The organism is Acidimicrobiales bacterium (assembly GCA_035316325.1).
Taxonomy (GTDB): domain Bacteria; phylum Actinomycetota; class Acidimicrobiia; order Acidimicrobiales; family VFJN01; genus DASXTK01.
Map to the genome: position 1 here is coordinate 1 of DATHJB010000165.1, position 13,094 is coordinate 13,094.

General features: G+C 72.0%; 17 protein-coding genes. 8 read left to right on the top strand and 9 right to left on the bottom strand.

What is annotated here, in order from left to right; translation table 11 throughout:
* Nucleotides 1–117: 117 nt before the first annotated feature.
* Genes VK611_21485 through VK611_21495 form a run of 3 tightly spaced genes read right to left on the bottom strand, consistent with a single transcriptional unit; the run spans nucleotide 118 to nucleotide 1,983 of the window.
* A complete protein-coding gene (locus tag VK611_21485; GenBank protein ID HMG43920.1) occupies nucleotides 118–405 on the bottom strand; it encodes a hypothetical protein in 288 nt (95 codons plus the stop codon).
* Nucleotides 405–893, bottom strand: coding sequence for a hypothetical protein (locus tag VK611_21490; GenBank protein HMG43921.1), 489 nt, complete (start codon nucleotides 891–893; stop codon nucleotides 405–407). The genes VK611_21485 and VK611_21490 overlap by 1 nt, the downstream gene beginning before the upstream one ends.
* 1 nt (nucleotide 894) lies before the next feature.
* Nucleotides 895–1,983, bottom strand: a complete 1,089-nt coding sequence (locus VK611_21495) for a hypothetical protein (protein HMG43922.1) — start codon at nucleotides 1,981–1,983, stop codon at nucleotides 895–897.
* A gap of 608 nt (nucleotides 1,984–2,591) precedes the next feature.
* Here VK611_21495 and VK611_21500 point away from each other — a divergent pair.
* From VK611_21500 to VK611_21530, 7 genes are all read left to right on the top strand, one after another.
* Nucleotides 2,592–3,101, top strand: coding sequence for a hypothetical protein (locus VK611_21500; protein ID HMG43923.1), 510 nt, complete (start codon nucleotides 2,592–2,594; stop codon nucleotides 3,099–3,101).
* Nucleotides 3,098–3,922: a hypothetical protein gene (locus tag VK611_21505; protein HMG43924.1), complete on the top strand. Its 825-nt coding sequence runs from the start codon at nucleotides 3,098–3,100 to the stop codon at nucleotides 3,920–3,922. The genes VK611_21500 and VK611_21505 overlap by 4 nt, the downstream gene beginning before the upstream one ends.
* The gene (locus VK611_21510) at nucleotides 3,922–4,350 is read left to right on the top strand and encodes a hypothetical protein (protein HMG43925.1); all 429 of its coding nucleotides are present in this window, start codon (nucleotides 3,922–3,924) and stop codon (nucleotides 4,348–4,350) included. Before VK611_21505 ends, VK611_21510 begins: the two co-directional genes overlap by 1 nt.
* The gene (locus VK611_21515) at nucleotides 4,347–5,177 is read left to right on the top strand and encodes a hypothetical protein (protein HMG43926.1); all 831 of its coding nucleotides are present in this window, start codon (nucleotides 4,347–4,349) and stop codon (nucleotides 5,175–5,177) included. The genes VK611_21510 and VK611_21515 overlap by 4 nt, the downstream gene beginning before the upstream one ends.
* Nucleotides 5,174–5,869 (top strand): sigma-70 family RNA polymerase sigma factor, encoded by a 696-nt coding sequence (locus tag VK611_21520; protein HMG43927.1) that lies wholly within the window; start codon nucleotides 5,174–5,176, stop codon nucleotides 5,867–5,869. Before VK611_21515 ends, VK611_21520 begins: the two co-directional genes overlap by 4 nt.
* A gap of 261 nt (nucleotides 5,870–6,130) precedes the next feature.
* On the top strand, nucleotides 6,131–6,700 hold the full coding sequence (locus VK611_21525) for a DUF2637 domain-containing protein (GenBank protein ID HMG43928.1): 570 nt from the start codon (nucleotides 6,131–6,133) through the stop codon (nucleotides 6,698–6,700).
* Entirely contained in the window at nucleotides 6,697–6,888 is a 192-nt protein-coding gene (locus VK611_21530; GenBank protein HMG43929.1) for a hypothetical protein, read from the top strand. Before VK611_21525 ends, VK611_21530 begins: the two co-directional genes overlap by 4 nt.
* Here the strand turns inward: VK611_21530 and VK611_21535 are convergent.
* Nucleotides 6,878–7,198 carry a hypothetical protein gene (locus VK611_21535; protein HMG43930.1) on the bottom strand — a complete coding sequence of 107 codons (321 nt, stop codon included), beginning with the start codon at nucleotides 7,196–7,198 and terminating at the stop codon, nucleotides 6,878–6,880. The genes VK611_21530 and VK611_21535 overlap by 11 nt on opposite strands.
* 117 nt (nucleotides 7,199–7,315) lie before the next feature.
* On the opposite strand from VK611_21535, the gene VK611_21540 reads away from it, so the two are divergent.
* Nucleotides 7,316–8,560 carry a helix-turn-helix transcriptional regulator gene (locus VK611_21540; protein HMG43931.1) on the top strand — a complete coding sequence of 415 codons (1,245 nt, stop codon included), beginning with the start codon at nucleotides 7,316–7,318 and terminating at the stop codon, nucleotides 8,558–8,560.
* Between the two features lie 144 nt (nucleotides 8,561–8,704).
* On the opposite strand, the gene VK611_21545 is transcribed toward VK611_21540, so the two are convergent.
* The 5 genes from VK611_21545 to VK611_21565 are packed head-to-tail and all read right to left on the bottom strand — an operon-like array spanning nucleotide 8,705 to nucleotide 13,092.
* Nucleotides 8,705–8,953: a hypothetical protein gene (locus VK611_21545; GenBank protein ID HMG43932.1), complete on the bottom strand. Its 249-nt coding sequence runs from the start codon at nucleotides 8,951–8,953 to the stop codon at nucleotides 8,705–8,707.
* 30 nt (nucleotides 8,954–8,983) lie between these two features.
* On the bottom strand, nucleotides 8,984–9,337 hold the full coding sequence (locus VK611_21550; GenBank protein HMG43933.1) for a hypothetical protein: 354 nt from the start codon (nucleotides 9,335–9,337) through the stop codon (nucleotides 8,984–8,986).
* A complete protein-coding gene (locus VK611_21555; GenBank protein HMG43934.1) occupies nucleotides 9,334–9,621 on the bottom strand; it encodes a hypothetical protein in 288 nt (95 codons plus the stop codon). Before VK611_21555 ends, VK611_21550 begins: the two co-directional genes overlap by 4 nt.
* 2 nt (nucleotides 9,622–9,623) lie before the next feature.
* Nucleotides 9,624–10,532: an N-acetylmuramoyl-L-alanine amidase gene (locus VK611_21560; protein ID HMG43935.1), complete on the bottom strand. Its 909-nt coding sequence runs from the start codon at nucleotides 10,530–10,532 to the stop codon at nucleotides 9,624–9,626.
* A gap of 52 nt (nucleotides 10,533–10,584) precedes the next feature.
* A complete protein-coding gene (locus VK611_21565; protein HMG43936.1) occupies nucleotides 10,585–13,092 on the bottom strand; it encodes a hypothetical protein in 2,508 nt (835 codons plus the stop codon).
* Nucleotides 13,093–13,094 lie beyond the last annotated feature (2 nt).

Below are 13,094 nucleotides of genomic sequence, written 5' to 3' on the forward strand. Positions count from 1 at the left end.
CGCTCGCCGGCGAGCTGCGCCTCGTACTCCTTGAGCCGCTCGGCGGCATCCTCAGGGCTCATCTCGAGGGTGCTCAGGTTCATGCGCTGGCCTCCTGCTGTCCCCGGTGTCCGACTCTCATGCCGGGCCCGCCAGGTCGTAGCGGCGGAGCTCGAACCGGCGGCCCATGCGGGGAAGCTGGGCGACGGCCAGGGCGAAGTGACCACGGGCCAGGCTCTCGCTGCCGGTGACGAGTGCCACGGCGCCTAGCCCGGGGAGCTGGGCCCCGATGATCCCCTCTCCGCCCATGGCGTCGATCGCCACCCACGCCCAGAGGGACGGGATGCCGTCGGGGGTCCCGGGTGCGTCGTCGACGATCGGCTCCCTCTTGACGTCCCACACATCGCCGCCGCTCCGGCCCGCCATCAGGCTGCGACTCGCGATCGCCAGCCATCCACGTTCTGTAAAGCTGCCGTCGCCGCCTCCCGTGGATCCGCAGAGTGCTCGAACGCGCACGGCAGGTCAGCCAGCACGCCGTCGACGTCGTGCGCCGGCTCGTGGTCGACGTTGAGCTCGTAGAGGAACCGCCGGTACTTGGCCAGCGCTGCGGCGCCACGTGGCACACCGATCATGTGCTCGCCGGTGAACTCGGACTCGACCCAAGCGAGGAACCGGAACACGTCGATGCCGTCAGGGTTCGTGGCCATTGCTCGAGCACGCAAGTCGTCGAGCTCGCAGACGCACGTCGGGCCGTAGTCGCGCCAAGCCCATCGTCCCGCGATCGGCTCCTTGATGTGTCGTACTTGCGCTGCTCCGCTCATAAGGAACCCGCCATTTCCGTGGGGTTTTCCACTGACCGCATCGTAGTCGAAGAGTGTGACAGTGAAGCCTGTCGCAGGACGCTCTGTGGTCATCTCATCCGGTTTTCGTGCGCTGGGTGGGGAAGTTCGCAGCTCGCTGGAGCAGCTGACCCGCGGAGCTCTCGGGAGCCGGAGCCGGCACCGGCGCATCGTCGGCGAGCACGATGAGAGGCGGCTCGGGTGACACGGGACGTTCCATGTCGGTGGCCGACGGAGACCGATCGGCGCCGGCGCCAGCCGCAAGGACATCGGCGAGCAGCTCCACGAATCGAGGCGGAAGCTCCATGCCAGAAGGGATCTGAGCGGCTGCGGATGCGACGTCGACAACGCCATAGCGGCCCACGAGGTCGTAGAGCTGTTCAGCTGGCCAGCCCTTCAGGAACGGGCGCCGGCCGGCTTGGCCGACGCACCGGGTCAGCACGGCTCCACGAGCCTTCTCCTCATCCGGTGTCAGCTGCCGCTTCCGACCGCTGTCGATGTTCACCACCGGAGCCGGCGACGAGTCGGAAGAAGAGGAGTCCGTATCGCGTGAACAACTAGATATCTCCTCTTCTTCACGACTGCCCTGATTTGGCGCGCGCCCCAGCGCGCGCGACTCGGATATGGCGCGCGCCCCAGCGCGCGCCACTTCCTTTGGGTCAGCACCTATTACCGGTTTGGCGCGCGCCTCACCGCGCGCCATTGCCGCCTTGACTGCCCTTTGACCCCTTTCGTCATTGGGGTGGCGCGCGGTGAGGCGCGCGCCAATAGCGGTATGGCGCGCGCTGGGGCGCGCGCCGAAAATGTCAATCGGGTCTTCGCTTATCCGCCATTTCCAATCGCTCAAGAGCTCACCGACCCGCGCGATTGAATGACGCCAACGGACTTCCCACTCCCACCAACGTGGGTTCACCCGGTACCAGAACTGGCTGCTGCTGCCGCCACCGTCATCGCGATCGAGCACACGGGCCGAGACCAGCTCGGTCAGCGGCCTGCGCGCCCACTTCACCCCGGTCAGCTCGGCGAGCTCGTCTCCGCCAAGCCAGGTGCCCTCGGGAAAGCTCACGAGCAGGGTGACGATCCCCCACTTCTGAGGCGACTGCTCTGCTGTCATCGGCATCAGCACCGCCCAGTCGGAAGGTGCCATCGGTTCGTCCGCGAACATTCCACGAGAAGTTAATCCCTTCGCTTGGGGAAGGGGTGTGATACCGTCCCTCACGCATGGTGCGGGAGCGTGGCGGCGGCGGAGGCATGGGGACCCAGGGTCAGTGGGTTCCGCTTCGTGTCGTCGTGGCGCTGGGTACCGCCCGCGCCGGTGAGGGCCGGACGGTCAGCGGGGCCGTCCGGCCCGTGCACCTGGGTCCACCCTTCGGCCGGCCTCTGGTCGCGGAGGGTAGCGATGTTCTCCGATGGGGGGCGGGTTCGGCAACCGCCTCGTCGGGCCTGTCCCCCATCGGTGCTCTCGGCCGGCCCCGTGCCATCGCGGCTGGCCGAGCAAGTGCCGAGGTGGGCCGTCGGCCGGTTACGCCCCGCCCGACCGGCCCCCTCGGCACGCCCATGGTCGTCGACCTGTCCGGGGGCGCGGCGTGTGTAGAGCGCGCACACTCTCGGTGGCCATGTGTGTGCGCAGCGTGTGTATGCGCGGCTGACCCGCTGGTCGTCGCCCCTGATGCGGTGTCGGTGCGGAGCGCGCGCTGGGTGGGCGCTCTGGTGCCGTGGCGTAGGTGGTCCCACCCTGAGTGTGAGAGACCACGACACAGGGAGGGCGACGCGATGCCCAGGGTGAACGTGTATCTACCCGACACCGTGCTCGAGACGCTGGACGCACTGCGGCGCGAGCGACCGACCTTCAACCTCTCGAAGCTCCTGCAGCAGGCGATCGAGGAGGCCGAGAACTGCCGGCACGATCAGCTGGCGTGCGCCCGTTGCGGCTGCCAGGTCGACCACCAGTACCTGCTGTCCCACGGCATCACCCACTTCTACAACGACGCCCACCTCGCCGTCGGGGAGCTGGTGCTACGGGGCGGCGGCACCGCTGAGGGCGCCCAGCGCGTCCTCCAGGACGTCGCCAAGCTCTGGCACGGCCACGGCCTCGTGCACTGGGACGCCGCCCACGCGCCGCTCAACCGGCCATCGCGGTCGGTCCGCGAGGCCATCTGGGAACGCCGCCACCAAGGCCGGCCGATCATGCCCACCACGCACGGGCAGCTCGCCGACGACAGCCGCCGGGCTGCGCAGGCGAAGGCTGCGCAGGCGAAGGCCCGAGACGAGGAGATCGCATGACCATGACCGACTCTCCCACCACGCCCGCCGGCGACCGTCCGAAGGTCGTGCATCAGCTGCGCCGGGCCCGGCAGCTCGCCGACCTCCTGGCCGTCACCTACCCGAACCCGGCCGAGGCGCTGGCCGCGGCCGAGGTCCTGCCTCGCGACGGTTGGGCGGTCGTCGCCCAACACGCCCGCCTCACCGCGCCGTCGCCCGATACCGCGCTCCTTGCCATCGAGCTGCTGCGCCACGATCACGACGACGTCCTCTCCGATGCCCGACGACCCAAGGAGCCCGAGGTCCATCAGGCGTGCGGTCACGCGCACCGCCTCAACGACGAGTGCCCGGTGCCACCGGACAGCGCGCGGGGCCTGCTGCAGCGGGCGCTGTACTCGACCTCGACCGACCCGGAGCGGGCCCTGGACCGCCTGTGCGCCGTGCACCAGCTGCAGGGGCGGCTGAACGACGAAGAGTCGGAGGCGGTGCTGGGCGCCCGCATGGCGGGCTGCACCTGGATCCAGATGGGCGAGGCGATCGGCTCGACCAGGATGCTGGCCCGGGCCCGCTGGGCCGCCATGGTGCGCCGCTTCGAGGCGGCCGGGATGCTGCGCCCCGAGCAGCTGCCGCCGCCGGTGCCGCCTCGCGACCCGACCGCTGGAGCCCTCAACGACGCGCGGTCGTGGTGCCGGTGGTGCGGGCACCGCATCGTCCTCGATGGGAGTTCCGGGAGTGTCGCCGACAGTTGGGCGCACCACGTGCTCGACGGCGGCGCTCGCCACGACGGCCTGATCGACGTCGACTGCCCCGGCCCTGAGCCTTGGCCGGCCCAGGAGGACTGATGGTCGAGCAGCTGAACGAGACGGCCTGCAGCCTCGCCGGCGAGCACGGTACCACCGCGATCTACGCGTATCCCCTCCCTGACCCCCCAGGAGAGTGCATGAACCAGACCACCAACGACGACGTCATCGACCGCGCCCAGGCGTACCTCAAGGGTTACGACGACGAACGCCGCCGCATCGTCGAATCCGGCGGCGCCGGCGTCGAGCCCCACCACGTGACGCTCATCTCCGAGCTCGTCGACGAGGTCCAGGCCCTGCGCTGGGGCACCTCCTCCCCCGCCGCCAGCACCTCCCCCGTGGTCGACGGCCAGACCTCGATCGACGACCACCTCGACGACCCCGACGACTACGGCGCCTGCGCGCGCCGCCACCGCGAGAACCAGCTCGCCGTCCGGGCCCGCGAAGCACTGGCTGGGGGGTGCTCGTGACGCCGGCGTTCGAGGACGTGCCGCCGGCGTCGCTGTGGCCGGGGTTCAGCGTCGACAACCAGGGCATGTGGTGGCAGCTGCGCTGCATCAACTGCACCAAGGCGACGTCGCTGGCATCCATGAACGAGCCGTTGATCGACCAGCTGGTGCGCGAGCACCAGTGCGGGCCCCCACTGAGCACCCACTGGCGGGAAGGCGTGAGCCTCGGCGCCGCCCGCGCACGGGCGTTGACCTCGTACGCCATGGACGTCGAGCAGATGGCCAACGGGCTCGGCGCGGAACCCGACGTTCGAGCCGCGCTCGACCGGTTGGGCGCGGCGGTCGAGTCGCATCGCCAGGCTGCTGACGACATCGTCGAGCGCTACGACCGGTACGCCCGGCAGTCGCTGGGCGTCGGCATGAGCGACGACCGCATGCCGACGATCTGCCCCAGCTGCAGCGAGGCGATCCCAGCGGCCGAGTACATGGAGCACCGCCGCCGCTGCCAGGCCGACGTCGTGGCCGACAACCAGCGCCTCAGTCTCGGCGCCGAGCCGCTCGACGCCCGCCGGACGGTCAGCGACCCCGAGAACATCGTCGAGATCTCGGTCGCGGAGGTGTGCCGCCTGGGGGCGTTGGGCTTGCCCCGTCAACCGGTCACCGGCGCTCTGCCGGTCGGTGTCGTGTGGGCGCCCGGAGCGATGTGCCTGAGCCACCTCGTCGACCAGCGCAGAGACGGCCGGCTCGTTGAGCAGCTCGGCCTCGACGAGGTGGGCGTGGTGGTCTACGCCTGGACCGACATCGCCGCGTGTGGCGAGTGTCCCGCCGGGCCCGAGGCGAGGCCATGAGCGTCTCCGATATGGAGCTGGTCAGCCGGGTGCGCGACGGCCACGAAGCGGCGTTCAGCGAGTTGTTCGTGCGACACAAGGCCGTGGCCCGGCGGATCGCGTTGACCTACTGGTGCCCGGGCGACCCCGACGATCTGGTCAACGAGGCCTTCGAGAAGGTGCTGGCCGCGACCCGCCGCGGCGCGGGCCCGACCGAAGCGTTCCGCGCCTACCTGCTGGCGACGCTGCGGCGGCTGGCCGCCGACCACGCCGAGGCGCCCCGGGATGAGCCCCTCGACGACATCCCCCCTGGGGCGGCGGCCGCTCCCCCACTGCCCGACGTCGGCGACCGTGACCTGATCACCCGGGCGTTCGAGTCGCTGCCCGACCGCTGGCAGGCCGTGCTCTGGTACACGGCCGTCGAGGGCCGCAACCCCCGCGAGCTGGCCCCGCTGCTGGGCGTGTCGCCCAACGCCGTGGCCGCTCTCGCCTACCGGGCCCGGGAGCACCTGCGCCGGGCGTTCCTCCAGGCGCACCTCCAGACCTGGGCCCGGCCGCAGTGCGAGCCCCACCGGTCGCTCCTCGGCGCCTACGTGCGCGACGGGCAGAGCCGCCGGGTGCGGGCCGCGACACAGCGTCACCTCGACGACTGCGCGGTCTGCCGTGGCCTCGTGGCCGAGCTGACCGACATCGACTCGATGCTCGTCGGATGAGCCTCGTCCTCAACGACCACCGGCAGCCGGGCCCGGCCAGCGGCCAGGACGACGAGTGGGCGTCGCCGGAAGAGCGCAAGGCGGCCGCCCAGGCGGCGGCCGAGGCGGCAGCGGCCGCCGGCACTCCCCTCTCCGGGGCCGAGCTCGGCCGCCGGTTCGACATCCCTGAGCGCACGGCACGCAACTGGCTGACCGCCTGGGCCCGCGACACCGGCATGCCGCGGCCGGCCACCGGCAACCCCCAGCGGCCGCCGGCCGGCCATGACCAGGGCCCCGGCCCGGCCACCGGCAACGGCCATGCCGGCCGGCCACCGGCAACCCCTGGCGCCGGCCACCGGCAACACGACCGGCTTGCCGGCCGGCCGCGGCCGAGCCCTGCCGGCCGCCGGCCATCGGCCGACCCGGGCCGTTGCTGGCCACGCCCGGCCGGCGGCGCCGGCCATGACCGCGGCAATGACGCTGTGGCTGCGGTGGCTGGCGACGGTGGCCGTCGTGCTGGTGGCCGGGGTGGCCGCGGCCACGTCCTACGAGCACCAGCACGAGCTGCTCCTGATGGTCGGCGAGACCGGCTGGCGGGCCCGGCTGCTGCCGCTGAGCGTCGACGGGCTCATGGTCGCGGCATCGCTGTGCCTGCTGGTGCGCCGCAACACCGGCAAGCCCGCCCGGCTCGCCTGGCTCGGCCTCGTGCTGGGCGGCGTCGTCTCGGTGGCCGCCAACATCGCCACCGCCGAGCCGACGATCGTGGGCCGCCTCGTCGCCGCCTGGCCGCCCATCGCCTTCGCGCTGGCCTACGAGCTGCTCATGCAGCTCCGCACCGAGGGCGACCAATGACCGCGACGTTGGTGGTCGTGCTCTTCGCCTTGTTCTGTTGCGCGATGGCCCTGTGGGTCATCCTCGCCGACCGCAACTGGCAGCCACCCACACGGACCGGCCGCCTGGACCCGCTCGCCGGCATGACCGACGCCGCCCTCGACCTCGTGCGCCAGGCGAACCGCCGGCAGCCGGGATCTACGCGTTGACCGGGTGGTGGGGGTCGGCCTTCATCTCGGCTGCGATGCGGAGCCGGCCTCGGAGGCTCTCGATGAGGTGGGTGGCGCAGTCCAGGGTGAGGTGCAGGGCGCGGCCGCCGGTGTCGTCGATGACGTCAATCAGGTAGGTGTTGGTGGCCCGGTCGGCGTCGAGGCTGCCGTCGTTGACCTCGACCCGGAGGAGTACCCGGAGGTCCTCGACCCAACGTGGCGGCGCGGCGCGAGGGACGGGGCCGTGCACGGTGGGCTCGTCGTGCTGTGTACCGGTGTCGGTCGGATCGCCGTGGTGGTTGCTCGCCATGGTTGGCCAGTCTGAGCGTCGTGCCGGCAGCCGACCACGGAGCGGGCGCAGCGTGGGCTCCGCGTTGGCTCCGCATCGTGGCCCCTGACCTGCACGAATCGCCCTAAGGTGGGTGTCGTGGCACGGCGAAGCCGTCTGGCGGCGGCTCGGAAGGCGGCGGGGTTGACCCAGGAGCAGCTCGCCGAGGCGCTCAAGGTCGACCGCACCACGCCTGGCCGCTGGGAGCAGGGCGTGTCGCCACCGCAGGCGTGGCAGCGCCCGGCACTCGCACGGGCGCTGAACGTGTCGCTGGCCGAGCTCGACGACCTGCTGGTCGAGGACCTGCCGGAGGTCGGCTCGGACTGGACGACGGTGACCCCGCCGGCGCTCGACGACATCGAGGCGATCGAGCTGATCCGCCGCGCCGAGATCTCCGACGTCGGCGCCTCGACCATGGCCGCGGTAGAGACCGGCGCCGATCTGCTCTGCAGGTCGTACACGTCGACGCCACCAGCGGAGCTGCTGGTGCCGCTGCGGGCGTACCGGGCCTACACCGTCGGGCTGCTCGAGGGGCGCGCCACCCTCGGGCAGCGACGTCAGCTCACCGTCACCGCCGGGTGGTTGTCGCTGCTCACCGCGATCTGCCACATCGATCTACACCAGTACCGGGCCGCCGCCTTGAACCTCGAGGCCGCCCGCACCATGGCGGTCGAGACCGACGAGCCGCAGCTCGTCGCCTGGGTGCTCGAGACGCAGGCATGGCAGACACTCACCGACGGCCACTACCGCGATGCCCTGGAGTACTGCCAGGCCGGCCGCGAGCTCGTGACCGCCGGGACATCAGCGCATGTGCAGCTCGCCGTGCAGGAGGCCCGGGCCTCCGCGCGGCTCGAGCTCGTGACCGACACCCACCGGCTGCTCGAGGCGGCCGCCGCGTCGCTCGACCGGATGGGACAGCCGGAGCACCCCGAGCACCACTTCCAGTTCGACCCCCGCAAGCTCGTCGGCTACACCGCCACCACCCTCGCCTGGCTCGGCGACGACCACGCCGCCGCCGAGGCCGCCGCCCGCCTCGCGGTCGACCAGTACGACGTCGACGCCATCGACGGCCGGTGGGCGCGGCGCCTCGCGCTCGCCCGCATCGACCTCGCCCTGGTGCTCGCCGGCGCCGACCAGCCCGACGAAGCCGTCCACCTCACCGGCCTCGCCCTCGACTCCGGGCGCATGGTCACCTCCAACCTGTGGCGGCTCACCGAGCTCGACCACCGGCTGACCGGCCGCTACGGCCGCACAGCGGACGTCGTCGACATCCACGACCGCTACATCGACCTCCACCGCCAGCTCGTCGGCACCCCTCCCCGAGGGGCGCTCGGCCCCGCCTGACGGGGCCCCCACGTCGCCGCCGGCGTCAGTATCCGGACGCGACGATGCCCCGCCGACTTCGCCGGGTTAGGGGCCGGGTCCGTCGACGGGGCATCGCACGCTTGTGGTTCGAGCGCCGAGAGGGGGCTCAAGGCACCCCGAATCCTACGTTGGGGGTGGCAGCAGGCCGCGCTCTTCGGTCGGTACGGCGGTGACCCGGCGGACGGCCCTGGACGCGATCAGCAGCACCGAGGTGACCGCCGCGCCGATGGCCGCGGCGTTGTCCTGCCAGCCGTCGGGCAACGAGGGGGTGACCTCGGCGACGAAGGCGTTGAAGAGCACGGCGAGGCCGGTGACGAGGGTGACGACCGAGGTGGCCACCGCGGTGATGCGGCGGGTGAGGTCAGGGAGCACGGGGGTTTCCTCCTGGGGGGAGCGATCAGGTCAGGGAGCGCAGGTCGCGGGGTGGGGGAGCTCGGCGTAGGCGTCGTGGATCGTGTCGACGATCTGGGGGCGGCCGCCGAGTGCGGTGACCATGTCGACGAGCAGCTGCTCCTGCTCGGCCCGGGTCTGCAGGGCCGTCTGGCAGCCTTGGATCTCGCGGTGCCTGGTCTCGCCGGCGAGTGCCCGTACGAGCTCTTCGACCCGATCGTCTCGGGCTTCGCCGGCACGTTGGGCGTCGAACGCCACCCAGCTCGACCCGGCGGACAGCAGGGCCGAGACGACCACCAGCACCGCGGCGAAGGCCATGAGGGGCTGACGGCGCAGCTGGGCCCACGCGGTGCGCCAGGCGCTCATTGGATCGCCCTTCGCAGGTCAGCGATTTCTGCGGACATGGCCTGGCGCTCCTCGGTGCAGCCCCTCAGCTGGCCGCGCAGCTCCCCGAGGTCGCCTTCCTGGCGGGTGATGGTCGTCTGCAGGGCGGCGAGCGCCTTCTCGAGGTAGTTGAGGCCCACGCCGGTGGCGTCGGCGCTGCGGCGCGCGTCTTCAGCGCGGGCCGAGCGCACGAACCCGGCGATCCCGACGCTGCCACCGGCGATCGCTGTGAGGAGCGCCGCCACCGATGCCGCCGCCTGCCACATGGTCAGCCCGTAGCGCCGGCGGCAGCGGCGCCGAACACGGCGGTGAGCACCTGACGGAACCGGTCCTCGACGTCGTCGGTGGTGGCGAGGTCCGTGACCCCGGGGATGGCGGCGATCAGCGCGGCGGTGAGTCCGGGGGCCAACGCGGTGGCGATCATGGCCTCGTCGACGTCGACACGGGGGACGACGGGGAGGGGGATCAGCGACGCGAGGGCGTCGTGGGTCGCGGTGTCGATCGTCTCGCCGACGATGTCGAGGGCACGGATGGCGCCGCGCTGGGCGGCGTTGAGGCGCTTGGGGTCTCCGGCACCGAAGAGCAGGGCGGGTCGGCCGGCGCAGTCGAGCAGTCGTACATCGGGCATCTCAGGTGGCTCCTCTTCGATGAGTGCAGGGGTGGGTGCTGGGCCGCTGACGATCTCGTGGCGGAGGTCGGCCAGGCGGGCGTAGAGGTAGCGGCCGGGGCAATCGGTCGAGGCGCCGGGGGCGTCGAGGTGGCCGCCGCAGGTCGGCTTCCACCAGCCGCGATCGCGGCCGTGGCGGGCCAGGTCCACCGTCGCCCGCCACGCGGCAGCGGTGACCGGCCGGTTCTCGAAGTTGCCGAGCAGGCAGAGGGCGTGGGCGCGGGTGTTGTCGCCGGCTGTCGCCCCGCCGGCGATCCCGGCGCCGCGGCCCTCGTAGATGGTGCCGTCGTCGTCGACGAGGAAGTTGTAGGCGATGTCCTTCCAGCGCTTGGTCACCTGGTGGTAGCGCTGGATGTCGCGGAGCGCCCGGGCGCCGTGCTGCTCGGTGCCGGTGTGGTGGATCCACAGCCGGGGCGTGGGCAGCGACGGCATCGGGAAGAACGCCGAGGTGGGCGCCCGGGCGGCCCACTCGGCGCGGCTGACGTAGGGGTGGCCGGCGAGGGTTCCCATGGGCGCGTCTCCTCAGAAGGTCGAAGGGTGGGGAAGTCGCCGGGGGTGCGCGCTACGTAGCCAGGGACAGTTCCCAGGTGACCCGCCACTGCTTGCCGGCGTTGTCGGGCTTGTGGGCGATGGACTCGATGACGAAGTCGGCCTCGACGCCCATGCCGGTGGTGCCGGTGGCGATCAGGTGGATCTTGTCGCCGACGCGGCGGCGGATCGCCTGGGCCCGGTGGGCGGCGGAGAGGGTCGCGGGGAACGACAGCGTGAAGATGGGGCGGTCATCGGCGTAGCGGCCGAGGATGGTGCCGGCGTAGTCGGCGGCGTCGCCCTCGGTGGCGAAGAGGTTGGGGACTGCGCTGGGTGAGCGCACGGCCCGCTGTCCCTGCTGGGAGTCGAGGTCGTCGACGGTGATGAACCGGCCGGCGGGCTGCCCGGGGACCGCCCCAAGACCGGTGGCCTTCGCCAGCTCGCCGTCGTAGCCGCGCACGGCGATGACCACCGACTCGTTGATGGTGAACCCGGTGAGGGCCGTGAGCGGCCCGGGGTCCTCGGACTCGGTGCAGTCGATCTTGTGGCACGCTGTCCAGCCGACCTCGTACTGGTTGGCGCCCGTGGAGACGAATGACCCGCGCGACTCGGTGTAGCCGTGGGGCGCCACGAACGGGTCGGCGAAGGTACCGCTGCCGGCCACCGAACCGATCCCGGTAGCGAACAGCATGAACAGTGTCGACTGCCGACCCCACCCGTGGGCGACGCCGGCGGGGTCGAGGCCGGCGGTGACGGTCCCCACCGACAGACCGCTGGGCGAGCCGTACCAGCCACGGATCCGCCAGAGGGTGGCGACCCACAGCCCGGCGATGGTGCCGAGGTCGTCGAAGAACTTGGGGGTCGTGGCCGACTCGGTGCCGTCGCAGATGAGCGTGTAGATCCGCATGCCGACGGTGGACTTGAGGTTGCGGTGTTCGGTCCAGAACCGGGGCACGAACCAGTCGTTGCTGACGCCGCCGATGCCCTTGCTGCTGGCGACGACGAGCACCAGGAGGTCGCGGGCGATGACCGTGGGCAGGAGGATGTCGACGTCGGCGCTGCCGAAGTGGGTGCCCGAGGCTGCCACCACGATGCCGCTGGGCGCGGAGGGGGCGACGCCGGCGGTGACCCGGTTGATGATCGCCCGGCGCTGGTCGTACGGGGTCAGGTCCGAGTACTCGAGCCCGGGGCCGGGGCCGTCGCAGAACGTGACCGCTGCGGTCGTGCTGGTGCTGTCCAAGGTGAGGCCGCCGTCACGGTTGAAGTAGCCGATGGGGCCCTCGTTGGTCTCGTGCAGGAACCCGATCTCGACCTCCTCGAACAGGCGGGCCAGCGCCAGGGCCTTGCCGTCCTCGATGCCGACCGGGCCGGTCAGGATGACGCCCTCGTTGATCGGCCCGGGCGGGTGCAGGAGGGCGGCCTTCGCCAGGACATCACCGACGAGCAGCCCGGTAGCTGCGCCCTCGAGGGGGAGCCGTGGGGCGGCGACGTCGGCCAGGGCGGCGCGGGCGAGCCAGCCTTCACCGGCGATCGACGCTGTCTTGCGGCCGGCGACAGGGGCGGCGGGGCGGACGTCGGAGATGTCGCCGGTCCACAACACGCCCTCGATCGGCTGGGACACGTCCTCGAACACCCACACGTCGACGAACGACGGGGGCTCGGCCTCGGCCGCCTCCCAGATTGCGACCAGACCGGCCCCGTTGCCGCCTACGGCGTCGACGAGCGTGTCGGTGATGACGGGCGCCCCCCCGACGTAGGCGGTCGCCTGGTCGCCCTGGACCCGGAGGCCGACGACCATGCCGTCCCAGGGTGTGAGGGGGTGGAAGTCGAGCACCGACGCGACGCCGGCGACGACCTCGACGAGCTCGACCATGCCGGCGAGGGTGACCCGCACCATCACGAGCTCGTTGGTGCTGGAGTACCGGGCGACGACACCCGCACCGGTGTCGGGTCCGATGGGTCCGAGGGTGGCCTGCACGTAGTGGTCGTCGGTGAACCCCACCGCGAGGGCGAACTGCGGGAACGTGGCGCCGTCGTCGGTGGGCCGAGCCCGACCGCCCGACACGGTCCAGGCGTCGGCCCCGGCCCCGGTGTTCTCCGTGATCCACGCTTGGCCGGTCTCGGCGATCGTCAGCACGCCGTCGGTACCGAAGCGGTCGCGCAGCAGCAGCGCGGGGTCGACGTCGGTGGCCTCGGTGGTGCGGAGCCGGATCTTGCGGCCGGTGCGCAGCGAGTTGGCGCCCTGGTTCAGCGGCGAGTCGGCGTTGAAGAAGTTGAACCGGTCGTCGTCGTTGCGGAGCAGGGCCTTGAGGGCGCCGGGGCCGGCGAGCCCGGTGACGCTGGAGGGGAAGTCGCGGCCCGTCTTGGTCTCGGCGTCGTAGAGGAGGCTGGTGACATCCTCGTCGGGCTGGTCGAAGTCGCCGTCGTTGTCGAAGTCGCACTCGAGGACGAGGTCGGCGTCGACCTGGCCGCCGCCGGGCGTGAACGTGACGACGGCGGTGCCGCCGAGGGTGACGCCGCCGGTGGTGGGGGCGACCGCCATGG